Below are 23,901 nucleotides of genomic sequence, written 5' to 3' on the forward strand. Positions count from 1 at the left end.
GCCTACCTCCCTGCCGTCTCGTACTTGTACCGGCCGTGGGCCTCCTCCTCGCGCCGGTACGCGCGCCAGGCGTCCAGCACGTCCTTGGTGGTGTCCCCCGTCCCGTGCACGTGCACGGGCGGCATCTGGCCGTCGATCGAGCTGGCCAACCGGTCGATCGAGCGGGCCAGCCCGTCGCCGCCGCTGCTGGCCGCCGGGCCGAGCGCGTCGGCGTAGCCGGGCACCGACCGCGCCACGGCCGCCGCCACCCCGGCGGGGATGGTCTTGGTGAGGCCGGGCAGCGCGTCGAGGGTCGACAGGTTCGGCACGACGTAGCCGCCGGAGGGCAGGGTGGTGATCTCGGGGCCGTTGACGCCGACCATGCCGGTGACCTGACCGTTGACCACCACGGGCTCCGGACCGTGCTCGCCGACCAGGGCCTTGCCCGGCGGGGCCTCACCGCCGTGCCAGAGCTTGGGCATCTTGGGCAGGCCGAAGGTCGAGCCGCCGATGCCGGGCACCCAGTCGGGGATCGTCACCGACGGGATCGCGTTCCACACGTTCGCGATGCCGTTCCACACGGCCTTGATGACGGACATGATCCCGTCCCAGATGCCGTGAATGACCTTGCCTGCCGCGTCGGCGGCGGCCTTGATCCCGTCCCACACGGCCGAGCCCGCCTTGCCGATCGCGTCGAAGATCGGCTTGAGGAAGCTCCACACGCCGCTGACCAGCGACTTTATCCCGTTCCACACGCCCGAGGCCACCGACTGAATGGCCGTCCAAATCGCGGATCCGACGCTTCGAATTGTGTTGAAAATTGGCAGGAGGACGGAATTCCATACTGCGCTCGCGGCGCCCGAAATCGCATTCCAGGCTGCCGTGGCAATCGCCGAGACCGCATTCCAGGCTGCCGTCGCGATAGAGTTCAGGGTCGTGAAGAACGGCAGGAGGACGTTGTTCCACAGCCACATCGCGCCTTGGCTGATCAGGTTCCACATGAAGGTCGCAGCGGAGCTGATCGCGTTCCATACGGCGACGGCGACGTTTGCTATGGCCTGGAAAATCGGCCGCAGGATGGTCTCCCACGCCCACTTTGCAATCGCAATAATGGCCTTGAAAATCGCCTCGAAAGTGCTGGCGATAAGCCAGACGATCACCATGATGACGTAGACAACCGTCTGAACGATGAACTTGATGATGTTGAAAGCGATTCGCGCTCCGGCGACGATCACTTTCCAGACCGGCTCGAACACGTTCGTCCACAGCCACATCGCGGCCGTCTTGATCGCGTTGACCACGGCGTTCCAGGCTGTGACCAGGGTCTGCCAGATACTAACGGCAGTATTCACTACCCAGTGAATTGCTGCCAGGATCGCATTCCACACCGCCATCGCGGCCGTCTTGATCGCATTCCACACGGCGATCACGGCGTCTCGGAACCATGCGAACTTGAACCACATGAAAATGATCGCGGCCACCACCAGCGCGATCACTATCAAGATCGGGTTCGCCAGCATCGCCGCGCCGATGGCTCGGATGACGCCGACGATGGCCATGCCCACCTTGGTGAAGATCGGCCCCAGCCAGCGGGTGACATTGCCGAACAGGCGTTGCGCCACCGTCAGCTCCCCTACCCCGGCGTGCGCCTTGCTCACCCACTTGAACGCCTCGGCACCCTTGCCCACCAACGTGAACACCGGCCCCAGCAGCTTGAAGCCGAGGAACGCCGCGACCAGGCCCGAGATCAGGAACGAGGCGCCCGGCACGTTCTGCATGATCCACACGACAGCTTCGGCCAGCTTCGCGATGGCCAGCACGAACATCGTCAGCGCCGAGAAGTCCAGCTGCGACATGAACCGAACCAGCGCGGTCGCCGCCTCGATCAGCGCGGGGCCGAGCCCCTGCTGGCCGGACAGCTTCGAGACCAGCTCGCCGAGCGCGGGCGCGAACTCGGTGCGGATCTGGTTGAGCAGCGGCGCCACGTTCTGGTTCGCGGCCAGCCCGCCGAACCCCTTCACGATCATCCCGAGCAGCTTGCCCATCTCGCGCAGCGCCGGGAGGCTGTCCTGGAAGTACTGGTTGATCCGGGCCTGCCCCTCGGCGGACCCGGTCCACAGGCGGAACTTGTAGGCCGCGTCCTCGATCGAGCTGCCCATCTCACCCGCGTAACCGGCGCCGACGCGGAAGATGTTGAACAGGCCGATCAGCACGTCCACAATGACGCCGATGGTGCGCTTGAAGATCTCCCACGACTTGTTCAGCCAGGCCGTCAGCTTGCCGTTCTCCAGGTTGCGCGCCGTCCAGGCGGCCATCGCCTCGGCCGCGTCGCGGAAGATCTGGGCGGCGTCCTGGGCCATCGGCAGGGCGGCCTGGAGCACGTTCAGCAGGGCTCGCGCGAGGAACAGCAGGCCGTTGGCGAGGTTGGCGACGATGGGCCGCAGCCCGACGAAGATCGCACTCACCTGGTTGAGGAACGGTGCCGACTTAGCCATGTCGCCCGCGTTGCGCGCCGCGCCGCCGATCTCCTTGCCGAGTCCGGCCAGGCCCTTGCCGGTGACGCTGGCCAGCTTGCCGATCGAGTTCGAGAAGTAGTTCAGGCCCGACCGCAGCCCACCCTTGGCGATCTGGTCGCCCAGCTCGGTGAACTGGTTCTTGATGCGGGTCAGCACCGGTTCGAGCTGGGTGGCGGCGAGCTTCCACGCCAGCATGGACAGCTTCGCGGCGGCGAAGATCGGCAGGGCTCCGGCGACCACGCCGACCATCGGGGACAGGCCGCCGATGGCGATGGCCGCGCCCGCTCCCAGCGCGGACAGGCCGCCCGCCAGGGCGAACACGCCGGTGACGATCCCGGCGACGGTGAACAGCTTCACCGTGGTCTGGAAGAACTTGGCCTCTCGGCCCGCCTTGTTCGCCTTCTTGGCGAACCTGTCCAGGCCCTTGCTGCCGACGGCCGCCTTCGTGCCGGACTTGACCGCCTCGTCGCCCAGGTCCTTGACCGGCTTCTTGGCTTGCCGTGACTGGTCGCCCACCTCGTCGGCCGACTCGGCGGCCTTGTCCATCCCGGCCGCGAACTCGGCGCCGCCCTTCGCGCCAGCGCGGCCCATCTCGCCGACGGCGCGTTCCAGGGAGTCCAGCCGTGCCTCGATGCGGGCGACCGCCTCGCTGATGTCGTCGTTGAGGCTGGCGTCGATGCGCACTTCGTCCTCGCCCGCCACGCCTCACCTCCCCGCCGTCAGCCCTGGGTCCGGCTGATCGTTGCATGACCACGGGGCCGGACCGGGAAGGCGCGCGGAGGGAGCCCAGGAACGCGAAACGGCCGGTCAGGCATGACATCCTGACCGGCCGTAGCGCGGCTCCCCGTCCCCTCGGCTCCCGCCTGTTGATCTTACCTGTGGCTCTTGCGCCGGGCCGCGCGTGCCTCGGCTTCGGCCTCGGCCTTCTTGTCGCGGTTGACCACCATCACGGCCGCGATCCGCACCAGCATCGGGAAGTCGTCGCCGTGGTCGTCGAGCAGCGTCACCGGGTCGAGGTGGAACACGCGGGCCACGCGGGCGGCCTGCTCGACACGCGCGTCATGGCTCAGGAACTCCAGCGCCGCCTCGACCCGGCGTTTCCGGATCGGGTTGACGCTGCTCAGTTCGTAGGGTCCGCGTCCTCGTCATCCGTCCCGTACATGCGGTTCTCGGTCCACCCGGCCGCGTCGAGCACCTGCTGCCCGGCGTGCGCCAGGTCCGAGTCGCGCGGGAACAGCTTCTTGATCACGCCCGCGCTGTCGAGCGCGCCCAGCTGTTCCCACACCGCCTTGTCGGTCAGGGTGAGCAGGTCACCGCTCGCGCTGGTGATGGTGCGCCAGTCGTCCTCGGTGCCCTTGCGCTTCACCTCGACGCGCTCGCAGGTGTTCACCAGCACGGCCGCGTGGAAGATCGACTGGTCCATCATGAACGGGCTGATCTGCGAGGAGTTGCGCATACGGGGCGGCAGCGCTCGGCGCTGCCAGCTCGACAGCTTCTTGGACGGGATGTCCGTGGAGCACACGAGCCGGATGGGCACCCCCGGCACCTCGACGATCTCGGGCTCGATCTCAGCCCGGTCCGAGACCGCCTCGCCGAGCATGGCGAGACTGCCCGCCCCCTCGAAGACCTCCTCGGCCTCCAGGGGCGTCGGGGCGTCTTCGTCCTCGGCGGGGGCGCCGTGTCCGGTGCTGGCGTCGAACATTCTGGTCATGGGGTGTTCCTTTCCTCCCGGTTGAGCCCGGCGCCGCTGGGGCGAACGCGGTGGCCAACCGGGAGGTCAATCCACCGCGTCCGCTCCGGCGGCGCCGGACGTGAACCGGCGCCGGGGTGCTCCGGGGCGTGCACCCCGCCCGGCGCCGGAGTCTGTTCGATCAGCCCGCCGAGCCGACGGCGAACGTCAGCTCGAAGTCGGCCGCGTCGCCGCTGGACGCGTCCGATTCGGGCTCGCGCACGCCGATCAGCAGCGCGTTCGGGTACACACGCGGGGACGCCCCGCGCACGGCCCGCATGTCGCCGGAGAGCGGCTGGCCGGAGATGGTGACCCGCATCTGCCCGACCTTCGCGATCAGCGAGGTCAGCAGCTCCTGGTGGTTCTCCGGGTCGTACGGGCGGGTCAGCGTGATGTCGCCGACCTCGGGCGGACTGGCGATGACGTCGGGGGTGAGGCTGCCGCCGTCCCAGACCTTCGTCGCGTCCGAGGTGATCTCGCCACCGGACTTGGAGGCGAACCCGCCAGGGATGCCGTCCACGGTCCACAGGAATTGCCTCTGCGCCGCCTTCATAGCTGCTCTGTCCTCCTGCTCACAGAGCCGCCGTGACGGCGGCCTTGGTCACGGTGAGCATCACCAGCGCGGCCGTGGGGGACACGCGGATGCCCAGCTCGGCGAGGACCTGGTTCAGGGCCAGGGACTCGGTGGTGTTCAGCTCTCGGGAGACGTTGACCCGGTAGCCGGGGTCCAGGATGGTCTCGCCGTCGTCGGCGAACCGCGCGAACAGGCCGTCGGCCGCCGCCATCGGCTGCACGATGCCGATCAGCGTGCCCTCGATCTTGGCGAGCAGGTGCCCGCGTGCGTCGATCACGCCGAACAGGTAGGGCTCCAGCTGGGCGTACGCCTCGGTGACCACCCGGTTGACCGTGTCGGCGCCGATCAGGTAGCCCCAGTTGACCTCGTCCGCTGCCAGCGAACGCCAGCCGTAGAGCCGCACGAACCCGGCGACGGTGCGGATCACGTTCACCTTGGCCGCGTCGAGGTCGTTGCCCTGGGTGGCGGTGTAGACCACGTCGGGGGCGACCACGTAGCGGGCCTTCGAGTTCTCCCCGGCCGCCGCCTGCCACGGGCCGGTGGCGTGGGCGCGGGCGCGGGCCGCCGCGACGTAGCCCTCCGGCGAGATGGTGCGGGTGCCGCCGTAGCTGTCGGGGACGCGGATCCACGGGGCGAACAGCCCGGCCCGCTTCGCGTCGAGCGTTGCGGCGGTGTCGATCAGGGTGCCCGTGTCGGCGGTGCGGGCCTCGACGAGCAGGGCCAGCCGGTTGTTGATGTCGGCGTGGGCGATGAGCCCGGCGTGCACTGAGGGGCCGATGCCGGGGATGGCCACGGCGCCGTCGCCCTTGCCGATGTCGAAGCGGTCGAGCGCGGCCACGTAATGGGTCGCGGTGACCGAGGCCCGGTCGTCGGTTCCGGCGGCCAGGGTGACGGGGCTGCCCTGCACGGCGGGGTTGTTGTCCGGGGCGACGGTGGTCGAGCCCGCGTCGGTGAGCTTGATGTACGGGTCGTTGGAGGCCCGGCTGACCGCCTCGGCGGGGTTGTGCAGGTTGGTGTAGTCGCGCACCACCTTGCCGTCGAGGAAGACCCGCAGGCGGAAGGTGTCGTCGGTGGCCCCGGCGATGACCTGGACCGAGACGCGCGAGGACCAGGCGCCCTGGTTGCGGGCGGCCACGTTGAGGGTGGCGACCGGCGTTCCGGCCTGGTCCATCAGCGGCGAGGCCAGGGCGCCGGTGGTGGCGGCGGGGCCGACGACGCGGGCGACGTAGGCGCGCGTGCCGCCTTCCTCGAAGAACGTCTTCAGGTCGTCCCACAGGGCGCCGTAGGACTGTCGCGTTCCGAAGTTGGCCTCGAACTCGGCGAAGCTGTTGCACAGCACGGCGACGTCGGTAGCACCCCGCTCGGCAAGTCCCACCGCGAAGTAGGTGCTTGCGGGCGCGATGGTCGGCGCGCTCGGGCCAGCGACCGCCCCGGTGGTGATGGTCACACCCGGCATCTGCTATCCCCTTCTGGATTGACTTGCCAGCGTTTGGGCGGCTATTCTTCAAGGTTGACCTTGTAGCCGCCCGGCGCTGGTCGAATCATGGCACCTCAGCCACGCTTCGCCGGGCTTGACGCGCCGGAGCCCCCCGCGTCCTCCGACTTCTCGCCCGTCTCCGGCAGCGGCGGCGCGTCCTTGGTCGCCTTGGCGTCCTTCTTCGACTCCTCCTCGCGCACGAGCAGGCCCGCGTCCACGGCGGCCTTGCCGACCTCGTCCAGCTCGTCCACGGTCACCCGGTCGGCACCGGCGACGGTGCGGCCCTCCTTGTCGTAGACGGTGGGCGACTGCTCCGGGTTGAACAGCACGATCTTGCTCTTGGTTGCGGCCATGATGATCATCCTCCTGGGAGTGGCTGGGTCGGGCCGACGGCCGTGGTGGTCGCGGCGATCTGCTGGGCGGTACCGAGTGGCGGCACGGTGGACCCCGCGTCCACGTGCTCCTCCACGTCGGCGTCGATGGACAGGATGGCGGCGGCCCAGCAGCGCGAACCGGACGCGCGCACCGGCACACCGAAGTCCTCGGTGTAGGTGTTCTCGTACATCAGGTAGCCGGTGTCGCCGCCCTCGTTGGTCAGCGTCGGATACTCGAACAGGCACAGCCGCGCGCAGGCGGCGAGATTGTCGCGGGCCGCGATTGCCCCGTCCCAGTCCCGTCCCAGCGCCCAGATGTAGACCCGACACGAGTAGCGGCTGCGGTACTCCGGCGCCCCGCGCTCGTCGAAGTCGCCAGTGCGCACCGCGCGCAGCAGGCGAGGGTTGATCACCACGACCAGCGAGCCGGGGCCGGACAGGGCCTGCTCGGGCAGGTCGCCCGAGACGAACTGCTCGACCTCGGGCAGCTTGGCCGCGTCGATGTTCCACGCGTCGCGCAGCAGCGGGATCTTGCGGGGCATCTCCGAGGCCAGCAGCAGTGTCATCTGGTCGCGGACCCCGTTGGCGCCCCTCACGACGTACACCACTCGTCGGGCCAGTGCCAGGTGCCGGGCAGGTGCTCGGCGCGCTCACCGGCCACAATGCGGTCACGCGGAGGCAGCTCGTCGTGCTTGCAGGCGACCGGCCCCGCGCCGTTGAAGAACACCCCAGTCGGGTTCATCACGAACAGCGCGGCGGCGTCGGCGTAGAACCACTGCTCGGCGTAACGGATGGGCCGCCCCTCGCTGCGGTCGTAGGACGCGCGGGGTTCGGTGTTCACGGTGACCCACTGGCCCAGCTCGGTGATGAATGCCGCCCGGCAGCGCGAGCGGTACTCCCCGCCCGGCGTGCCGAAGCTGACGTAGTGCACGGGCTCGCCGACGAATGGCTTGCGTGTGGCGTCATCCATGATCAAGGTTCTCCCGGTTGGTTAGCGTCCCTCGGTGCGCGCGGACACTCGCGCTTCACCGGAGATGATCCACGACTTGATCGCGGAGGTGGCCGCACCTTCGCGAGCGATCTTCTTCGTGTCCCACAGCGGGCGGGCCGGGATGTGGGCGCGTGGCGCCCCCCGGTGGTGGATCCCCGCGTACTCCACGGTCGTGCCCGCGCTCATGTCGTGCGGACCCACGCGCTCGAAGTCCAGCGGCCGGTCGGCCACCGACCGCAGCAGGATGGACTCGCGCACCAGGATGTCGGTGGTGAACCCAAGACTGCGTTTTTGCGCAACCGTGCGGGGCTTCAGCTCGCGCCACGGCGTGCTCCACCGCTTGCCCTGGGTGCCGAACTGCTGGCGGTTGCCGTGGCTGAACCAGTCCAGGAACGCGTTCCAGGCTGGCTGGACGTTCTGCGCGCGGGCACGCATGGCACGCAGCTCGCGGCGAACCGAGTCCCATTTCGCCTGGTCAAAGGTGAAGTTCATGCGCATGGTCGTCACGGGTCACCGCCACGCCGCGAGGTTGCGGAAGGTGCCGAGCTTGGCCAGCTCGGCGTCGGTCCAGTCTTCGGCGGGCGCGGGCGGCGCCTTGGCCGCGTCGGTGTTGCGCATGGCGGCCGTGTCGTCGTGGGTGTTGAACATGATCGCGCGGGCCTTGTCCATGATTGCCTTGGCCAGCGCGGGCACGTTCCCCCATCCGGCCAGGTAGGACACGGTGACCGTGGCGGTCGCGCTGCCGATCCGGCTGGCCGGGATGCCCCAGGCGGTCGGGTCGGACGGCGTCAGTGTCGAGTAGCCGGTGAGCCCGAACCCGGGGCGGCCGATGCGCCGCAGGCGGTGCTCGGTGAGCGTCCACGGGCTCGGCAGCGTCTGGCCCTCGCCGGGGGTTGCGTCTTCAGGCATGGCCGGGACGTCGGTGGCGGTGCCGTCGATCGAGGCGACCCAGGCGACCGGCTGCCGGAGCACGACCAGCCCGGACTCCAGCACCGTGCCCTCCTCCACGCGCGAGCGCGGGGTGATGTACGCGCCGTACAGCGCGCTTTCCAGTGTGGACTCCAGCCCCGCGAGCACGTCGGCCGCCGCGTCCTGCTGGTCGTCCGTCCACTGCGGACTGGACATGTACTTGTTGAGCCGCTTCACATCGACGATCAACGAGCACCCCCTACGAGAAGAACGGAAGGAAGCGGGTCGCCGAACCCGAGGTGATCGGCGGCCCCGCCTCGGCGGTCAACGGGGTGGTCCCGGCGGTCAGGTTGCGCCCGTTGCCGGATACATCGGCCAGGCTCGGCAACTCCCAGGCCCCCCACAGCCCGGAGCCCCGGACCGGCGTGAGCGACGCCCACTCGGTCAGCATCTCCGCACCGTCCAGCAGGCCCGCCCACACGCGCGGGTAGGCAATCCTGCCGTTGAACCACTCGGTGGAGTCGCCGGTGTCCCGGCCGCCCAGGGTGAACCCGGCGGCGGTCGCCCCGCCCGACACGGTGCCCGAGGCCGACAGCGCGGCCGACAGGTCAGCGGGGGCGATGCGGATGGTGCCGGTCGTGCCGGAGATCGCGCAGCCCACCGCGCGCCAGGTGTCCACCACGAGCGACAGCGGGGCGACCACGCCGCCGGTGTTCCCGGCCGAGAACAGGGCGGGCGTCTCCCCGTTGGTGGCGGTCGCCATGTTGACCCGCGTTCCGAACACCGACGACCACAGCCGCCACAGCGACGAGTTGTCGTTCAGGTCCACCGCCAGGGAGGCCCAGCAGGTGAAGCTGATGCCGGTCGCCGTGTCGGGCGGCGGCGTGGCGCCGGTGTAGCTGACCCGGTCGCTGGCGGCGTCGAAGCGTCCGGCGGTGCTGGGCATCTCAGAAGCCCTTCGCGAACGCGAGCACCAGCCAGCGGTTCAGCGCGGCCGAGTAGACGGCGCCGAGGAAGTCGCGCTTCCCGGCGGCCGTCGACAGCGTGATCGAGGTGATGTCGGTGCCGAACGCGAACCCGGCGGCGCCGGTGTCCAGGGCCAGGGTCCGGTTGCCGGTGGCGTCCTGGACCAGCTCCCACAGTGCCTTCTGTCCATCGGTCGGGTTGGTGGGCGCGCCCAGGGTGCGGTTGCCCGCGAGGGTGACCCGGAAGTGGTTGCCCAGGGCGGCGTCGGTGGCGATGGTGGCCGCGTCGGCGAGCACGACGGGCGGCGTGACGAACCGGGGCGCGGTGACGGTGCCGGTGAACGTGGGCGAGGCCAGCGGCGCCTTCGCGTCCAGCGCGGCCTGGAGGCCCGTGGTGTCGGCGACAGCGTGGGTGTGCGCGACGGCGGCCTTGCCGTCCAGTGCGGTCTGCAAGCCGGTGACGTTGCTGATGCTGTGGGTGTGGACGGTGTTGGCCTTGCCCGCGAGCCCGTTGGTCAGCGCCGTGTTGGTGGCGTAGTCCCCGGTCGCCTGCTTGCCGTCCAGCGCGGCCTGCAATCCGGTCACGCCGCTGATCGGATGCGTGTGTCCGGTGTCGGATTTGCCCGCCAGGCCGGTCGTCAGGGCGGTGTTGGTGGCGTAGTCCCCGGCGGGGGCGGCGCCGATGTCGTCGGGCGAGTCGACGATCGGGCGGGCTTCCAGGGTGTCCAGGCGTCCGTCCAAGCCGGTGAGCGCGGCGTCGAGCCCGGTCACGTCGCTGGTGGGGTGGGTGTGCGCGATCGGCGCCGGGGTGGCCGGACCCCAGCGGGCGACGGTGGAATCGAAGGTGAGCACCTGGCCGTCGGCGGGCGCGGTCTCGTCCACGTCGGTCAGGTCGGCGAGCACGGTGGGCACGATCGCGGTGGAGGCCACCACGGGTTCGACGACGTACACGGCGCGCTCGTCGTCGGTGCGGACCTCGACGATCTCGCGCTGCGGCTCGACCACCACGGCGATGTCGGCCGAGCGGTCGGAGGAGGTGGGCAGGCCGGGCAGCATCAGAGGTCACCTGCCGCGCCTCGAACGTGGAACACGCCGCGCATGAGCACGGCGGTGTGGGTCTCCTCGTCGGTGGCGACCAGGCGGTGCTCGAACTTGCCGCGCCCGAGCGTGGTCACCTCGGCGGTGGACAGCTCCAGGGTGGCCGAGAGGTTGTCGCTGGCGAGCACGGCGGTGACGGTCTTGGTGGGCGGGTCGGCGGCGGGGTCCAGGCCGCGAGCCCACAGGTCGAGGCGGGTCGGCTGCGCGAGCACGATGGCCTGCCCCTGTGCCATCCGGCGCAGCACGACCCGCCAACCCCCGCCGATCTCGGCATCTGTGTCCCACCTGCTGGCCCGCACGCGGTCGATCGTGTCATGGTCGCCGCGCTGATCAGGGGTGGCGCGCCGGTCAGTCCTGCGGGGTCTCGGGGACCACGGTCTCCTCGGCGGCCTGGACGGCGGCGTCGCGCTCGGCTTCCCACGCGCGGTAGACCTCGACGGGCACGTGCTGGCCCTTGGCCCAGCGCATGCGTGAGGTGGGCGTGGTGCAGCCCTTGGGCAGGATCGACTCGTAGACGTCGCACTCGGCCACCACGAAGTCGTCGGAGTCGGCGCGGTCCATGGACCAGCCGGTGGCCTCGGCGACCTCACGCGGCCGGGCGAGCGGGTGGGGGCGGCTGAACTGGTGGCCGTCCGGGACGTCGGGCATGGTGCCGACCTGCACGCGGGGCTCGCGCGGATCTCCCAGGGCCTCGTAGCGCCGGGCGGGTTCGTCGGCGCCGACGGTGACCGGCGCGGGCGGCTTGTCCGGATCGGTCTTGGCGGCGGCCTTGCGGCGGGCGCGGACGGCGGCGGCCTCGGTGTTCGTTGCCATGCCGGTCAGGCTACGGCGCACCGTCCGGGATTGTCCGGCGGACACTCCGGCGGAACTCCGGAACCCGCAGGTCAGGGACGTTCGACGTCCGCAGGTATCCGGAGTTGTCCGAAGTTGCTCGGCGAGCAAACTCCGGAGAGGTTGACAAGCCGCTGTCGGGGTGGTTCACTATCCATGTTCCGCTTGAACGCCCGAGGAGGCCCCGATGTCCGTCAGCCGCACCGACGCCGCCACCGTCCTGAAGACCATCCTGACCACCTTCAACTCCTACGTCTGCCCCGGCCACCCGAGCCCGGATGCCGACGACCTGGACGTGATCTGCGACGGCACGTGCATGTGGACGACCGCGCAGAAGTTCGGCCAGGCCAAGACCTGGGCCGAGATCGACGCCACCCCCACCCTGTACGACCACACCCAGGGCGAGGTCTCCAAGGGCAACTGGTCGATCGCGTGGGAGGGCAACGCCCCCGACGAGTGGGTCTTCTCCGAGAAGCTGACCGAGAACGTCCGCGAGACCACCGGCGGGCGCGTGTTCATCGAGCCGATCAACACCTGCATCCTGGGGGTTTACCCGCGATGAGCCAGCACGTGATCATCGGCACCTCGCCGTTCATGGACACCGCGATCGTGGTCGGCCCCTTCCGTAGTCAGCGGAACCTTCAGGCCGCCGATGAGTGGATGACCGCGCAGGGTTGGAACACGGAGATCAGCGAGCTGACCTCGCCGGGCGACGTCCCCACGGTGACCAATGACGAGGGGGCCTGACCATGCGACCGCTTCGTCCCGAGCACGGCGACTACCAGCGGCCGATCCCCGGCGCGCCGCGCTTCATGATCTCGCGCGTGCTCACCGGCTACGCCTACCCGGTCAACGGCAACGTGCACAACCCGACGCCGCGCTACTACTGGCACCTGCTGCTCGACGACAAGGTGGTGGACATGGCCGAGAAGCGCAGCATCCTGGTCGCCGCCGCCCGCCAGCCAGGCGCCGCCGAACGGTATGAGGAGAAGTGATCATGGCCCGCCGCCGCTGCGTCGACTTCGAGGACACCAAGGCGCACGACCGCAAGGCCGGGCGCCGGGGCGACTACGTCGGCGACTCGCCCCGCATGACCAAGTATCGCAAGCGCCGCAGCAACCGGCGCGAGCGCCGAGAAGGAAAGGCCCAAACCCGATGATCTACTTCGACTGGCCGTGCGGCGTCTGCGGCGGCCCCAGCTCCCAGTGCGGAGGCTGCAAATGAGCGTCACCATCACCGCGAAGCAGGCCCGGCCCGGAGACATCGTCAGCGACCGGCGCGGCTCGCTGTGGCGTCGCCAGGACTTCCACGCGGCCTTCGAGCTGACACACCTCGCCTCCGGCGTGACCGTCGCCGAGTACGGCATCGACTCCGACGACGAGCACGAGATCAGCGTGCCCAACCTCGACTTCTACAGTCCGCTGACGCTGCTGATGCGCGAGGGCAAGCCGGTCGGCGACGAGCTGCCTCCCGAGCCCGCGCCGCCAAAGATCGTGGAGTTCGAGTGGGCCTTGCACGGCGGCAGCCCGTACGAGGAGCGCGAGAGCTGGGAGCGCGAGCTGGGCTTCAAGCTCACCGACGACCTGCTGGACAAGATGGGTCGCCCGTTCTACGAGGTCATCCTGCGCTGCTCGCTGGACACCGAGACCGGCAAGGTCGAGATCCTGGAGGCGAAGTGAGCACGCCGGTCGCCGACCCCACAGCCGCCCCCGCCCCAACCCGGCGCGAGCGCCGCCTGATCCACGGCCTGTGCGAGATCTGCTACCCACGCGGCGCCACGCAGGCGGGCCAGGTGGTCGTCGCGGTCTGCGGTGACGTGAACAGCTTCGACCGCTGGGCGAACAAATCCGACGCCCCGGCCGACGACTGCGTGGTGTGCGTGGAGATTCTCACCGAGGATCTGCCCGCGCGGTCGTGCGACCACTTCGGGGTCTCGCCGTGGTGACTGTGCTCGGCCTCGGCATGGTGCTGCTCGGCGTGGTGTTCGCGATCCGCGAGGGCCGCCTGTCGGCCGCCGCGCCGTTCGTGCTCGGCGGTGCGGCGTTGGTGCTGGCGGGCATCCTCGTCCCAGGGTATTGACGAGCCGCGCTCAGACCGGCTAACCTATCGGTGTTCCGCTCGACACCGAGGAGAAGCCCATGAACGCCACCGAGACCCGCCGCTACATCCGCTGCGGCCACTGCCAGGACTACCACAGCAGCATCGCCGAGGTGCGCGAGTGCTCCCGGACCCGCCAGGCTCCCGCCTCGCAGCCGGTTGCCGAGGTGCCCGCCCCGCGCCCCGAGCCCGCCACCGAAGGCATGTACCGCCTCAACGGCGTGATCTTCAAGGTGCAGATCGCGGTGCACGGCAACGGACGCCCCTACGCCAAGCGCCTCGTGCAGGACGGCGACGCCTGGTCGTTCGAGTACGCCCCCGGCGCCATCCGCCAGCTCAACTCCACCCACCGGCTCACCCTGGAGCAGGCCAAGGAGTTCGGCGCCCTCTACGGCACGTGCTGCGTGTGCGGGCGCACGCTCACCAACGAAGCCTCGATCGAGGCGGGCATCGGCCCGATCTGCGCGGGCAAGTTCTAGGCGGACAGAGCACAGCCCCGGCGGGTCAACGGAGCGCCGGGGCTGTGGCCTATGCGGGAAGCGGGTCGATCACGGAATCGAGCCCGGCAGGTCGATCTTGATGAACGACTCCGGCCGCGACACGGTGAGACCGATCCGCTGCTCGGCCAGGATGGCGATGGCGTTGCGGATGAACAGGTCGTCGTGCTGCTCGGCGATGCGGATGTTGGACTGCTGGCGGTCGTAGATCTTCGCGCCCAGGCCGAACGCGCCGACCAGGCCCACGCCCTGGTTCATCGCCGGGGACGCCACGACCGGCATCTGCCAGATGCGCTTCTCGGCGCCGACCGCGACGTTCAGCGCCAGCACGTAGTTGCGCTGCCCGTCCTTGGTCAGCTCCATGGTCTCCCAGTCGTACGGGTGGACCACGACGCCGGTGGGCGAGTAGTAGGCCAGCATGACGCGGGTGGCCGCCCGGCGCACCGCGTCGATGTAGGTGTCGGTGGACTGCACCGGGGACGGGGTGACCGCGCCGGGGTAGTTCTGGATACCCGGCGTGCGCAGGATGCCCAGCAGGTTCTCGCCGTTGCCGTCGCCGTTGAGGACCTGGTCGTCCTCGACGAGCCGCAGGCCGTAGAGCAGCTCCGTGTCGATGATCGAGCGCAGCATCGGCTCGTCGTCGAGGGTGTTGCGGTGGGCCACCTCGTAGTGCGCGATCGTGCGGATCGGCGCCTGCGCGGGCTGGAGCTTCAGCCGCGTGTGCGGCTTGAGACCGAACGGCGAGTCGTCGGCGTCGGTCTCGCGCTCGGGCACCGGGCGGGCGTTGTTCTGCCCGTCGAGGTAGCCCAGGACCCGCATGTACTCGATCAGGTTCGAGGAGGTCTGGGCGACCGGGAACAGGTCGCGCACACGGTCGGTGCGGTAGGGCCGCTGCACCAGCGGCTCCTGCTCGACGCGGCCGAACCCGAAGCGGGTCAGCGTGCCACCGGCGGCGGTGTAGATGTCCTTGCGTTCCAGGACCGTCAGGTCTTCCTCGACGGTGAACGACGAGCGGGTGAGGCCGGTGGCCGGGTCGCGCTCCTTGTACTCCTTGGACTCCAGGAACCGCTCGCCCAGGCTCTTGAACTGGGCCATGGTGAGCTGCTGGACGCCGCCCTTGCCGCCGCTGTGCGTCGGCTCGGCGCCGGGGTCGTTGAGGTAGGAGTCGAGCGCCTCGTACTCGCCCAACTCGGCGAGGCGAGCGCGGATCTGCTTGGTCTCGCCCATGACCTTGGTGAAGTCGCGGCGGCCCTCTTCGGACACGACGAAGTGACCGTTGCCGGTCTCGTCCTTGACCGCGCCCGCCTGGATGCGGTCGAGCAGCGCCTTCTTCTCGACGAGCTGCTTGCGGAGCGAGTCTCGCTCCATGGTGATGTTCGACATCAGGTGATGCCTTTCGGTGCGCAGTGACGTGTTGCCCGCGCCGGTCACCACCTGGCGCGCTCGTCGTGCTGGCCAATGCCTGGCACGTGAGGCACACCGTAGATCGACAAACGCCGAGCGGACGGGATCCGCTCGGCGTGTCGCGTAACTCTCTGTAGTAGCCGCTGCTAGAACGGCTTCTTATCCGGCTTCTCGGCGGGCGCCGGAGCGGCCGGTGCCGCAGGCGTCGCGGCCGTCGTCAGCGCCTCGTCTTCGGGCTCGGCAAGGTCCGCGTCCGGGCCGGTCAGCCCCTCGCCCTCGTCCAGCGCGGCCAGTTGAGCCTCCAGGCGCTCGATGGCCACGGCCTGGTCTGGCCCCTCGGGCTCCGCGCGCACGGCGGCCAGCATGGTCGTCAGCTGGTCACGCGTTGGCAGCCTGGTTGTCATCCTCGTTCACCCCCTCGGCGGTCTGTGTGGCGGTCTGCTCGGTGTCGTTGTTGCCGCCGAAGAAGTCCTGGGTGCGGGCCTCACGGTCGGCGCGCTGCTGGTCGCCGGTCTCCGGCAGGTTCGGCGCGGCGGGCGGGCGCTGCGCGTTCAGCTCGGGCGCGCCCGCGTTCGGGTTGCCGAGGTACTTGCCGACAATCTGGGCGGGCTCGCTGGCGCCGTCCTTCTTGCCACGCCACTCGGTGAACAGCTCGGCCACCAGTTCGAAGTGGTTGGTCGCCGCGTAGGTGCCGACACGGGCGATGATCGTGGACTGGCGGCTGGGCACCCAGTCCTGTGCGCCGAACCCGCGTTCGTCGCCGCGCAGCCCGATACCCATGGACTCGGCGATCTCCTCCATCATCCGCTGGTTCCGGGTCGAGTCGGTCTTGATCAGCATGTTGTGCAGGTGGTGGCCGTACTCGTGGGTCAGCGTGCGGTCCAGCAGGCCGAGGCCGGACTGGCTGAACCAGCCCTTGCCCTCATCGGTCATGTCGTCGGGGTTGTCCAGCGCCGTCCCGGCGACCTTCATCACCTGCGTGTCGAGGCTGTAGTTGGCCAGCGTCTCCGGCTTGGCCCCCTCGATCCCGCCGTCGTAGAGCAGGATCCGCTTGAGGTCCCGGACCACGCTCGGGTCGCCGTCGGCGGTGATGGTGAACATCAGGTCGTTGACGGCGGCCCGCTTCTCCGGGGTGCCGCCGACGGCGGGGGCGAACGGGGCCGCGTCCGCCAGCACCTCGTCGGCGACCGACAGGGAGTCGATCTGGTTGACCACGTCCTCCCCGTCGAAGTCGGACCGCAGGTTGGCGCGGTAGAAGCGGTTGAGCACCCGCACGCCCTGGGTGGCCTTGTCGAACTCGCCCAGCTGCACGTAGTTGATCACGTTCTGGGCCATCACGTAGCCGGGGTCGTAGTTGGCGTCGTCGATGCTGGTGCTGCCGCCCGGCTTGAGTGTGGCGCCCAGGAGGTCCGCGACCTTCTTGGCGGTCTTCTCGCGGAAGTCGGCGAGCTTGGTCAGCGCCTCGCGGGCCGGGTCGCCGCCGTCCCCGCTGTCCGGGGTGCCGACACCGCTGGCGTCGGGCAGCGCGTCGTCGGTGTTCGGGTCGTAGTCCCACGAGCCGGGCGGCAGGTACAGGCGCATGCGGCCGACCCGGTCCTGCGGCCAGACAATCTCGATCGACCCGTCGGCGTTGATCGAGATCTTCTCACCGTAGCCGTCGGAGATGATCTCGTTCAGGCCGAACCGTGCCCGCAGGTCGCCGTTGTCGTCGCGGTCCAGGCGCAGCGGGTAGCGCGCGAGCGTGCGCGTCAGCCGCTCGGCCTCCCGTTCGGCGCGCTGTAGCGCGTCCTCGGTGGAGTTGACCGCACCGGTGGGCTCGATCTCGATGGGCCGCCTCGGGCGGATGGTGCCGCGCGAGTCGTTGCGCAGCAGGCGCCCCAGCGGGCTGGGGTTGTCGCTGTCCCACGTGTCGGTGATTTGCTTGGCCAGAGCGCGCAGGTCGGCGGCCGGGGTGTAGTCCTTGCCGTTGGCGTCGGTGATCTTCTCGTCGCCGATCGAGTCGGCCACCCGGTTGAGGCGGCGCACCGCGTCCAGCGGGGCGGCCTGACCGAGCGCCTCGGCGATACGGAACTCGTCGCGGACCTTCTTCGCGATCCGCTCGCCCGCCTTGCTGTTGGCGGCCACCATGTCCTCGCCCTGCACGCGCTGGCCGGACAGGGCCACGTACCGGTTGGTCTTCAGCCGGTTCTCGTAGACGGTGAACGCGTCCGGGTTGGGGGCGTTGCGGATGCCCACGCCCAGCCGGTCGAGCGCGTCGAGCACGTTGCGCATGCTGTCCAGGTCGTCACCCTTGGGCGCGGTCTTGGTGTTGGCCAGCATGTCGGTGATGGCGGCGCGGGCCACCAGGGCGCCGGGCTGCAACTTCTCGCCGGTGGTGCGTGACCCCAGCACTGCGCGCGTCTGGGTGACCAGCCTGTCCCTGGGCGCCGACCAGTCGATGCCCTGGCCGTCGAACCGGCCGCGCTCCAAGTAGTCCGCGACCGCCGTGGCCGAGTCGCGGGTGGAGAAGGTGGTGCCCTCCATCGTCGGCCCGAAGCCCCACACGGCGCCGCCGGTGCGCGCGTGGATGACCAGGGCGTCCTTGGTGATGATGAAGTGCCCGCCGGGCGACAGGCGTGCGCCACCGGCCTCGGTGAATGCCGGGTCGTCGGCGACGCGCACCAGCATGTAGCCCGGCGTGCCGCGCTTGTCCAGGTCGGGCATGGTGGCGGACTGCTCGCGCGCCCACTGGCGGGCCTCGTCGAGGGAGGCGAAGCCGTTCGGCCCGGCCTCGTCGGCGAGCGAGAAGTCACCGCCCATGTAGTTCTGGCGGTGCTGGCCCTGCACGTCGGCCAGGTATGCCTCGCCGGGCACCGGCTTGACGTCCTCGGGCTTGGGGGCCTGGCGCCGTGGTGCGCGCGGGCTGGTGCGCCGGGGCGGGCGTTCCCCGTCGGGGGCCGCGCCGCGCCGGTTGGCGCGCTCGGCGGCACTCTCGGGCAGGGTGTCGGCGGCGGCGTCGAGCACGTCCTGGCCGAAGATCGAGGCGTCGGCGGTGGCCGCCTCGCGCAGCTCGTCGCGGGTGGTGGGCACCGGCTCGCCGGGGCCGGTCACGGCGAACCCGCTGGAACCGAGGTCGTTGGTGAAGTCGGCGTAGCCGCGCCCCTCGGCGACGCTGCGGTTGTAGAGGGAGATGCGCTGGCCGCCGCCGACCGCGTTGCCAATCTTGGCGTCATAGAGCTTGCCGCTGGACTCGTCCACCACCAGCGCGGTGGAGCCGCCGTAGGAGCCGCCTTCCGAGCGCATCGGGGACAGGGCACGGAAGGTCCGCACGCCGCCGGTCTCGGGGTCGGCGAAGGTGAGCCGCTCACCCATGCGCAGGTTGACCGCGCGGTCGCCCGAGGAACGTACCGGCGAGTAGGTGCCGAGGATGCCGATGGCCATGGCCTCCAGCAGGTTCGCGCCCTTGTCGTCGGCGGTGGTGCCGTACTGGTCGCGCAGCTCGGTGGCCCGGCGGCGCAGCAGCACGGCCGCCGCGTCGGGCGCGCCCATGTTGGCCAGCAGCTCGGCGCCGTCGGCGATGGCGAGGGTCTTGCGGTCCTCGGCGTCCTGCTTGCGGCCGAACCCGTTGGCCAGGGTCAGGTCGAGCACACGGTGGGTGGACTTCGTGTAGTCGCGGCGGGTCCAGTTGTTGACCCCGTCGTTGCCGATGGACGCGGCGGTGACCTGGCGGACCAGCTTGTCCTGCCACTTCCCGGCCCGCAGCTTGTCCATGGCGATGGTGCGGGTGGCCACCTGGGTCAGCCCGCTCAGGCCGGTCACGCCGTTGCCGAAGTCCAACTCGTTGAGCTGGGCGTTCATCTCCGGCCCGGCCTCAACGGTCCAGTCGATCCCCCGGCCGTTGTCGTCCCGGATGGTTTCGAGCAGGCTGCCGTACTTGAGCAGGTCGGCCTTGCCCATGCGGACCACCGACATGCCGTCGGCGGGGCTGACGTAGAGCCCGTGCGTGGTGGAGAACAGCGCCGGTGACCGGTCGCTGGCCCTGGTGACGACCATGAACTGGCCGCCGGGGGTGAGGGTGACGTCGTCCCACCGGATGTCATCGAGGGTCTTGTTCAGGAACCCGGCCCGGTCGCGGTCGTCCATGGTGGCGATGCGGTGGGTGAGGTGGGCGCGCACGTCGGCCGAGCTGTCGAAGGCGCGGCGGGTGGCGGGCCGGGTGGTGACGCCAGCGGAGGTGAGCGGGTCGGGCCGCCCGGTGATCGGGTTGACCGGTCGGCCGGGGCGGGTGAGGCGCTCGCGCACCGCGTCCATGGCGGCGGTGATCTCCTCGGCCGGGCGGCGCGAGGAGTCGGTGGGCAGGTTGGCGGTGGGCAGGTGGGCGTCGGCGGGCAGGTTGCCGAGCTTGGCCTGGGTCGCCAGCGCGATCTCGATGGCGGCCTGGGCGGACGCGGTGTCCGGGGTCTCGCCGGATCCGCTGGCGACCGTGTTGCCCTGGTCGTCGGTGACCGCCCATTCGTAGGTGGCCCGGCGGCCCTGCGGGGTGGTGACGCTGGCGCTGTAGTGGCTGCCGGTGACCTCGGCGACGTCGTTCTGCTGTCCGGCCCACTCGATGCGTTCGACGCGGTGCACCCAGGTTCCGGCGGTGGGGTTGACCGCCCCGCCGGGCAGGGCACCGTCGTTGTCGGGGGTGGCCAGGTCCTCAGGCGCGGTGTCGTACTCGATGCCCCGGTTGGACATCTCGGCCTCGATCTGGCCGAGCAGGCTGCGCAGGCGTTCGCGCTCGAAGCGGCGCGCGGTGCGCCGGTTGCGGGCGTTCTCGTTGCGGCGGGCGCGGGCGTCGGCGCGGATGGCCTCGGCGGCGTCGCGCAATTCCTGCGGGGTCGGGTCGGCGGGGCCGTCCATGAGGGCGCGCAGCGCCTTGACCGCGTCGGTGTCCGAGCGTGAGCGGCGCAGGCTGGACGCCAGGCGGGCGCGGGTGCGTTCGACCGCCTCGGCGCGCTCCGGCCCCTCGGGCAGTTCGAGCGCGTCGGCGAAGTCCTCGGCGGCGCCCGCGACGCCGGGGCGGGTGGGCGGTCCGGGCGGGGCCGGGGGCTTGCCCTCGTCCTCGCTGTCGGTGATCTCGCCGGAGGCGCGGCGGCCGGTGGTGGTGCCCGCGTCGTCAGGGCTGACGGGGTCCTCGCCGGTGGTGTCGCCGTTCTGCTTGCGGCGGCGGGCCTCCAGGTAGGTCTGCAAGCGCAGCTCGGCCACGACGTCGGCGCGGTCGGCGCGCAGCTGGTTGTCGTCGCGGGTGGACAGGTCGAGTCCGGCGGCGGTGCTGGCCTGGGTGAGCAGACCGGCGACACGGTCCTGTCGGGCCGCCACGTCGTCGTCGACTTCCACGGCGCCGTCGTCGGCCTCGCGCACGCCGTGGGAGGCGTCGGCGAGTTCCTCGGCGTCGGCGATCTCGTCGGCGGTGATGACCGCGCCGTCGGGCTGCTCGGGCTCGGCGTCCTCGGCGCCCGGCAGGGTCTGCTCGCCGCGCTTGCGCCGGGACTCCTCCAGCGCCCGCAGCATGATGCCGTTCTCCCACAGCACCGTGTCGTAGGGGCTGGCGTCGTCGGCGGCGAAGTCGGCGCGCTGCTGGAGAAGGCGGGCTTCCTCGGCGTCCAGCTCGGCGTCGTCGAGGGCGTCGTACGCGGCCACCTGCGCGAGGTGCTGGTTGCGGGTGTCGGCCTGGTGTCGGCCGTTGGCGGTGGCCGCCCACTCCAGGATGCGGCGCCGGGCCTCGGCCGGGTCGGAGTTGACCAGTTCGGCGGCGAGGGGGGCGGTGGATTCGCTGCGGCGTACGTGGGTGCCGTCGGCCATCGTGAGGTCGACGAAGCTGCCCGCGCGCAACTGGTCGAGGGCCTCGGTCAGCGCGGTCTCGTCGTGGTCGTGCAGCGCGTCCAGGGCGGCGTTCTCGGCGTCGCCGAAGCGGCCGTTGCCCTCGATCAGGTTGCCCTGCTCGTCGTAGGAGTCGCCGCGTTCGTTGAGCGGCGTGCGTGGTGGAACCTGGCCGGGCTCGGGCAGGCCGTCACCGGCGGGGGCGATGTCCTCCGGCGGCATGTCCTCGCCCGCCGGAATGTCCCCTCCGGTGTCCTCCGTGCCGTCCTGTGTGGACGGCTCGTCACCTGCGGGTTGCCCGGCGTCTCCGGTATCGACCCCCTGATCTGTCCCTTCGGGTGTCCCCCCAGATGTTCCCTCGGGTGTCCCCTGTTCCGGTCCGGCACCGTCCGTTCCCGCCAGCTCGCGGCGGCGCTGCGCGCCCAGCGGGGTCAGCTTGACCGAGCCGTTCTCGTCGGCGTTGCCGAAGGCCAGGCCCGCGTTCTGCAACTCGCGGATGCGGCGGTCGCCCTGAACGCCCTGGACCGCCAGGTGGCCCTCAGCGTCCGGCTTGGCGTCGGCGAGCAGCTGCTGAGCCCGCGTGGACAGCGGCCGGGCGTTGCGTGCCAGGCGCTCGAAGTGCTGGCGCTGGAAGTCCTCAACCTGCGGTGTCTCGCCCGCTGGCGCGCCGGTGTCGGTTTCGCCGCCCGGCTCGCCGGGCTCGCCCTGCCCTCCGGCGGCGGCCCGCTTGGCGCGCTCGTCGACAACGGCCTGGTGTGCGTCGCTGCGCTGGCCAGCCTTGCCCAGCGCGGCGGCGCGGCGGGTCATCTCGTCGTCCAGCTCGGCCAGGTTGTCGTCGTCCAGCTCGGCGACAGCGGCGGCGGCCTGCCGCTTGTTCATCGTGGCAAGCTTGTCGGCGGACAGCTTCGGCGCGGCGGGCGCGGGCTCACCATCCCCCGTGTCACCCTCGGGCGCATGAGCCGTGTCACCACCCGCAGGCTCGCCCGCGCCGCCCGCAGGCTGCTGCCCCTCGGGGCCGCCCTCGGGGGTTTCGCCGGGTGCGCCGCCGTCGGTTTCGTCCTGGGGCGCTGGCTGGCCAGCACCGTCCTGCGCTGAGCCGTCCTGCTCGGGCTCGCCGCGCCGCTGGCGGGCCTGCCGCTTGGCCAGCGCGTCGTAGCGGGCGCTGTACTCACCCACCAGGTCGTCGATCTGGTCGGGTTCGAGCGTGTAGCCGCTGGTGTTCTTCTCGTTGTCGGCCACGTTCTCCAGGTCGGAACGCAGCTCGTTGGGGGTGATGCCTTCCTTCAGCAGTCCCCGGAACGCCTTGTCGCGGTTGTCGTCCTGGTCGCCTTCGAGGTCGCCCGCCTCGTTCTGGGCGAGGTCGGCCACATGCTGCTCGTCGGCGCCCTTCGGGTTCTCCGCGCGGACGCGGCCCTCGCTCTCGGGCTCGGGGAACAGGCCCTCGGAGTCTCCTCCGGCGACGCGGTTCTCCACCTTGCCCGCGCCCGGCTTCATGCGCGGGGCGGGCTTGTCCGGCTTGGGCGCCTCGGTGGTCACGCCCTCGTTGGGCGAGGGGGTCTTGCCCTGGGCGCGGATGCGCTGGGCGGTCTTGCCGCGCGGGCGCATGCCGGGCCGGATCGGCGTGCCCTTGGGGTAGCCCCAGTAGTTGGAGTCCTGGACGAACCGGGCCTTGTTCTCGATGCCGTCGGGCTCGCCGGACTTGATCGACTGAGACAGTGCCATGGGGTGGGCTCCGTGCAGGACCTGGCTGTACTCGTACAGGTCGGGGTCGTGCAGGAAGCGGGTGGGCAGCTTGGTGTACGGGTCGATGCCGTGGCGGGTCTTGGTGGCGTGGGGGACGTAGCCGATGGACCAGGCGGTGCGCTGGGGGCCGAAGAACTTGGCGTCGGCGTAGGCGCGGCGGCCATCCTCGGTTTCGAGGTTGTACCGGGTGCGGGCGAACAGCACACCGGCGTGCTCGGGCCAGGGGGTGCCGTCCACCTTCTTCTCGGGCAGGCGGCGGTCGCCGGGCAGCCACTCCTCGATCAGCTCGGGGTAGCCGATGGGCCGGTTCCAGTCGTGCCCCAGGCACGCCTTGGGTTCCAGCTCGCCGAGGGTGCGGGCGAACGAGCCGGGCGGGATGACGTCGCCCACCTTGTCGCGCACACCGGTGACGGCCACGAAGGACTCGGCCACGCCGATGTGGACGCCGTTCTCATCGACGTACTCGTAGGGGGCGTTGACCGCGCCGTTGGTGCCGGGTCCGGCGGGCTCGGTGAGGGCCACCGACTTGACCTCGATGCGCAGCGGCACCTCGGCCAGGGCGAGGGTCTTGTACTCCAGCCCGGCGGGCGCCTGCTCGGTCACGGTGATCTCCTCCAGCCGACTCGGGCTGATCGTATGGGCGCGGTGCGTCACGGCCGGTCAGGCGCGCCCACGGGCCGATCGAACAGCGCATAGGGCTCGACGAACTTGCCCTCGCAGGCGCAGTTGACGTACTCCGTGCAGACGCCATGGTGGTGACGCCAGCGCCCGTGTCCGCACGTGACGCAGGGGTCCTGGGCACCAAGGTCGTCCGGACCCATGAGCTGAGGGTGGTTCAGCTGAGCGCGGGGTAGTAGCATGCCTGAATGCTAGCCG

General features: G+C 70.7%; 25 protein-coding genes. 8 read left to right on the plus strand and 17 right to left on the minus strand.

What is annotated here, in order from left to right; all coding sequences use genetic code 11:
- Positions 1 to 2 precede the first annotated feature (2 nt).
- The 14 genes from VFO68_RS32640 to VFO68_RS32705 all read right to left on the minus strand — a co-directional run bounded on the left by VFO68_RS32640 (position 3) and on the right by VFO68_RS32705 (position 11,425).
- Positions 3 to 3,197, minus strand: coding sequence for a hypothetical protein (locus VFO68_RS32640; RefSeq protein ID WP_325162285.1), 3,195 nt, complete (start codon positions 3,195 to 3,197; stop codon positions 3 to 5).
- A gap of 170 nt (positions 3,198 to 3,367) precedes the next feature.
- Entirely contained in the window at positions 3,368 to 3,529 is a 162-nt protein-coding gene (locus tag VFO68_RS32645; RefSeq protein WP_325162286.1) for a hypothetical protein, read from the minus strand.
- An 86-nt stretch (positions 3,530 to 3,615) separates the two neighbouring features.
- Complete coding sequence (locus VFO68_RS32650; RefSeq protein ID WP_325162287.1) at positions 3,616 to 4,206, minus strand: hypothetical protein; 591 nt, start codon at positions 4,204 to 4,206, stop codon at positions 3,616 to 3,618.
- A 160-nt stretch (positions 4,207 to 4,366) separates the two neighbouring features.
- The gene (locus VFO68_RS32655; protein WP_325162288.1) at positions 4,367 to 4,777 is read right to left on the minus strand and encodes a hypothetical protein; all 411 of its coding nucleotides are present in this window, start codon (positions 4,775 to 4,777) and stop codon (positions 4,367 to 4,369) included.
- A 19-nt stretch (positions 4,778 to 4,796) separates the two neighbouring features.
- Entirely contained in the window at positions 4,797 to 6,254 is a 1,458-nt protein-coding gene (locus VFO68_RS32660) for a hypothetical protein (protein WP_325162289.1), read from the minus strand.
- 95 nt (positions 6,255 to 6,349) lie between these two features.
- Positions 6,350 to 6,628, minus strand: coding sequence for a hypothetical protein (locus VFO68_RS32665; RefSeq protein WP_325162290.1), 279 nt, complete (start codon positions 6,626 to 6,628; stop codon positions 6,350 to 6,352).
- A gap of 5 nt (positions 6,629 to 6,633) precedes the next feature.
- Positions 6,634 to 7,245, minus strand: a complete 612-nt coding sequence (locus VFO68_RS32670) for a hypothetical protein (protein WP_325162291.1) — start codon at positions 7,243 to 7,245, stop codon at positions 6,634 to 6,636.
- Complete coding sequence (locus VFO68_RS32675; RefSeq protein WP_325162292.1) at positions 7,242 to 7,619, minus strand: hypothetical protein; 378 nt, start codon at positions 7,617 to 7,619, stop codon at positions 7,242 to 7,244. Before VFO68_RS32675 ends, VFO68_RS32670 begins: the two co-directional genes overlap by 4 nt.
- Positions 7,620 to 7,640: 21 nt before the next feature.
- Entirely contained in the window at positions 7,641 to 8,138 is a 498-nt protein-coding gene (locus VFO68_RS32680; protein ID WP_325162293.1) for a hypothetical protein, read from the minus strand.
- Between the two features lie 12 nt (positions 8,139 to 8,150).
- Positions 8,151 to 8,798: a hypothetical protein gene (locus VFO68_RS32685; protein WP_325162294.1), complete on the minus strand. Its 648-nt coding sequence runs from the start codon at positions 8,796 to 8,798 to the stop codon at positions 8,151 to 8,153.
- Between the two features lie 10 nt (positions 8,799 to 8,808).
- Entirely contained in the window at positions 8,809 to 9,495 is a 687-nt protein-coding gene (locus VFO68_RS32690; RefSeq protein WP_325162295.1) for a hypothetical protein, read from the minus strand.
- A 1-nt stretch (position 9,496) separates the two neighbouring features.
- Complete coding sequence (locus VFO68_RS32695) at positions 9,497 to 10,570, minus strand: hypothetical protein (RefSeq protein ID WP_325162296.1); 1,074 nt, start codon at positions 10,568 to 10,570, stop codon at positions 9,497 to 9,499.
- On the minus strand, positions 10,570 to 10,911 hold the full coding sequence (locus tag VFO68_RS32700) for a hypothetical protein (RefSeq protein WP_325162297.1): 342 nt from the start codon (positions 10,909 to 10,911) through the stop codon (positions 10,570 to 10,572). The genes VFO68_RS32695 and VFO68_RS32700 overlap by 1 nt, the downstream gene beginning before the upstream one ends.
- Positions 10,912 to 10,960: 49 nt before the next feature.
- Positions 10,961 to 11,425: a hypothetical protein gene (locus VFO68_RS32705; protein WP_325162298.1), complete on the minus strand. Its 465-nt coding sequence runs from the start codon at positions 11,423 to 11,425 to the stop codon at positions 10,961 to 10,963.
- 205 nt (positions 11,426 to 11,630) lie between these two features.
- Here VFO68_RS32705 and VFO68_RS32710 point away from each other — a divergent pair, with 205 nt between their 5' ends.
- The 8 genes from VFO68_RS32710 (at position 11,631) to VFO68_RS32745 (ending at position 14,019) form a co-directional block, all read left to right on the plus strand.
- Complete coding sequence (locus tag VFO68_RS32710; protein WP_325162299.1) at positions 11,631 to 12,005, plus strand: hypothetical protein; 375 nt, start codon at positions 11,631 to 11,633, stop codon at positions 12,003 to 12,005.
- On the plus strand, positions 12,002 to 12,190 hold the full coding sequence (locus VFO68_RS32715; RefSeq protein WP_325162300.1) for a hypothetical protein: 189 nt from the start codon (positions 12,002 to 12,004) through the stop codon (positions 12,188 to 12,190). The genes VFO68_RS32710 and VFO68_RS32715 overlap by 4 nt, the downstream gene beginning before the upstream one ends.
- A 2-nt stretch (positions 12,191 to 12,192) precedes the next feature.
- Positions 12,193 to 12,438, plus strand: coding sequence for a hypothetical protein (locus tag VFO68_RS32720; RefSeq protein ID WP_325162301.1), 246 nt, complete (start codon positions 12,193 to 12,195; stop codon positions 12,436 to 12,438).
- Between the two features lie 2 nt (positions 12,439 to 12,440).
- Positions 12,441 to 12,602, plus strand: a complete 162-nt coding sequence (locus tag VFO68_RS32725) for a hypothetical protein (protein WP_325162302.1) — start codon at positions 12,441 to 12,443, stop codon at positions 12,600 to 12,602.
- Positions 12,603 to 12,663: 61 nt separating this feature from the next.
- Positions 12,664 to 13,122, plus strand: coding sequence for a hypothetical protein (locus tag VFO68_RS32730; protein ID WP_325162303.1), 459 nt, complete (start codon positions 12,664 to 12,666; stop codon positions 13,120 to 13,122).
- The gene (locus VFO68_RS32735; protein WP_325162304.1) at positions 13,119 to 13,388 is read left to right on the plus strand and encodes a hypothetical protein; all 270 of its coding nucleotides are present in this window, start codon (positions 13,119 to 13,121) and stop codon (positions 13,386 to 13,388) included. The genes VFO68_RS32730 and VFO68_RS32735 overlap by 4 nt, the downstream gene beginning before the upstream one ends.
- Positions 13,382 to 13,522, plus strand: a complete 141-nt coding sequence (locus tag VFO68_RS32740) for a hypothetical protein (protein ID WP_325162305.1) — start codon at positions 13,382 to 13,384, stop codon at positions 13,520 to 13,522. The genes VFO68_RS32735 and VFO68_RS32740 overlap by 7 nt, the downstream gene beginning before the upstream one ends.
- 59 nt (positions 13,523 to 13,581) lie before the next feature.
- The gene (locus VFO68_RS32745) at positions 13,582 to 14,019 is read left to right on the plus strand and encodes a DUF6011 domain-containing protein (protein ID WP_325162306.1); all 438 of its coding nucleotides are present in this window, start codon (positions 13,582 to 13,584) and stop codon (positions 14,017 to 14,019) included.
- Positions 14,020 to 14,088: 69 nt separating this feature from the next.
- Here the strand turns inward: VFO68_RS32745 and VFO68_RS32750 are convergent, their stop codons facing one another.
- The 3 genes from VFO68_RS32750 to VFO68_RS32760 form a co-directional block, all read right to left on the minus strand.
- Entirely contained in the window at positions 14,089 to 15,420 is a 1,332-nt protein-coding gene (locus tag VFO68_RS32750) for a phage major capsid protein (protein ID WP_325162307.1), read from the minus strand.
- A gap of 167 nt (positions 15,421 to 15,587) precedes the next feature.
- Positions 15,588 to 15,845, minus strand: a complete 258-nt coding sequence (locus VFO68_RS32755) for a hypothetical protein (RefSeq protein WP_325162308.1) — start codon at positions 15,843 to 15,845, stop codon at positions 15,588 to 15,590.
- On the minus strand, positions 15,820 to 23,628 hold the full coding sequence (locus VFO68_RS32760; protein WP_325162309.1) for a hypothetical protein: 7,809 nt from the start codon (positions 23,626 to 23,628) through the stop codon (positions 15,820 to 15,822). The genes VFO68_RS32755 and VFO68_RS32760 overlap by 26 nt, the downstream gene beginning before the upstream one ends.
- Positions 23,629 to 23,901 lie beyond the last annotated feature (273 nt).

It is taken from the genome of Actinophytocola sp. (assembly GCF_035712165.1).
GTDB lineage: Bacteria > Actinomycetota > Actinomycetes > Mycobacteriales > Pseudonocardiaceae > DASYTH01.

Excerpts from the sequence above, each read along its gene's own strand:
- VFO68_RS32650 (WP_325162287.1), bottom strand. The coding sequence starts at position 4,206 with ATGACCAGAATGTTCGACGCCAGCACCGGACACGGCGCCCCCGCCGAG.
- VFO68_RS32655 (WP_325162288.1), bottom strand. The coding sequence starts at position 4,777 with ATGAAGGCGGCGCAGAGGCAATTCCTGTGGACCGTGGACGGCATCCCT.
- VFO68_RS32660 (WP_325162289.1), bottom strand. The coding sequence starts at position 6,254 with ATGCCGGGTGTGACCATCACCACCGGGGCGGTCGCTGGCCCGAGCGCG.
- VFO68_RS32665 (WP_325162290.1), bottom strand. The coding sequence starts at position 6,628 with ATGGCCGCAACCAAGAGCAAGATCGTGCTGTTCAACCCGGAGCAGTCG.
- VFO68_RS32675 (WP_325162292.1), bottom strand. The coding sequence starts at position 7,619 with ATGGATGACGCCACACGCAAGCCATTCGTCGGCGAGCCCGTGCACTAC.
- VFO68_RS32680 (WP_325162293.1), bottom strand. The coding sequence starts at position 8,138 with ATGCGCATGAACTTCACCTTTGACCAGGCGAAATGGGACTCGGTTCGC.
- VFO68_RS32690 (WP_325162295.1), bottom strand. The coding sequence starts at position 9,495 with ATGCCCAGCACCGCCGGACGCTTCGACGCCGCCAGCGACCGGGTCAGC.
- VFO68_RS32695 (WP_325162296.1), bottom strand. The coding sequence starts at position 10,570 with ATGCTGCCCGGCCTGCCCACCTCCTCCGACCGCTCGGCCGACATCGCC.
- VFO68_RS32705 (WP_325162298.1), bottom strand. The coding sequence starts at position 11,425 with ATGGCAACGAACACCGAGGCCGCCGCCGTCCGCGCCCGCCGCAAGGCC.
- VFO68_RS32710 (WP_325162299.1), top strand. The coding sequence starts at position 11,631 with ATGTCCGTCAGCCGCACCGACGCCGCCACCGTCCTGAAGACCATCCTG.
- VFO68_RS32715 (WP_325162300.1), top strand. The coding sequence starts at position 12,002 with ATGAGCCAGCACGTGATCATCGGCACCTCGCCGTTCATGGACACCGCG.
- VFO68_RS32720 (WP_325162301.1), top strand. The coding sequence starts at position 12,193 with ATGCGACCGCTTCGTCCCGAGCACGGCGACTACCAGCGGCCGATCCCC.
- VFO68_RS32725 (WP_325162302.1), top strand. The coding sequence starts at position 12,441 with ATGGCCCGCCGCCGCTGCGTCGACTTCGAGGACACCAAGGCGCACGAC.
- VFO68_RS32730 (WP_325162303.1), top strand. The coding sequence starts at position 12,664 with ATGAGCGTCACCATCACCGCGAAGCAGGCCCGGCCCGGAGACATCGTC.
- VFO68_RS32745 (WP_325162306.1), top strand. The coding sequence starts at position 13,582 with ATGAACGCCACCGAGACCCGCCGCTACATCCGCTGCGGCCACTGCCAG.
- VFO68_RS32750 (WP_325162307.1), bottom strand. The coding sequence starts at position 15,420 with ATGTCGAACATCACCATGGAGCGAGACTCGCTCCGCAAGCAGCTCGTC.
- VFO68_RS32755 (WP_325162308.1), bottom strand. The coding sequence starts at position 15,845 with ATGACAACCAGGCTGCCAACGCGTGACCAGCTGACGACCATGCTGGCC.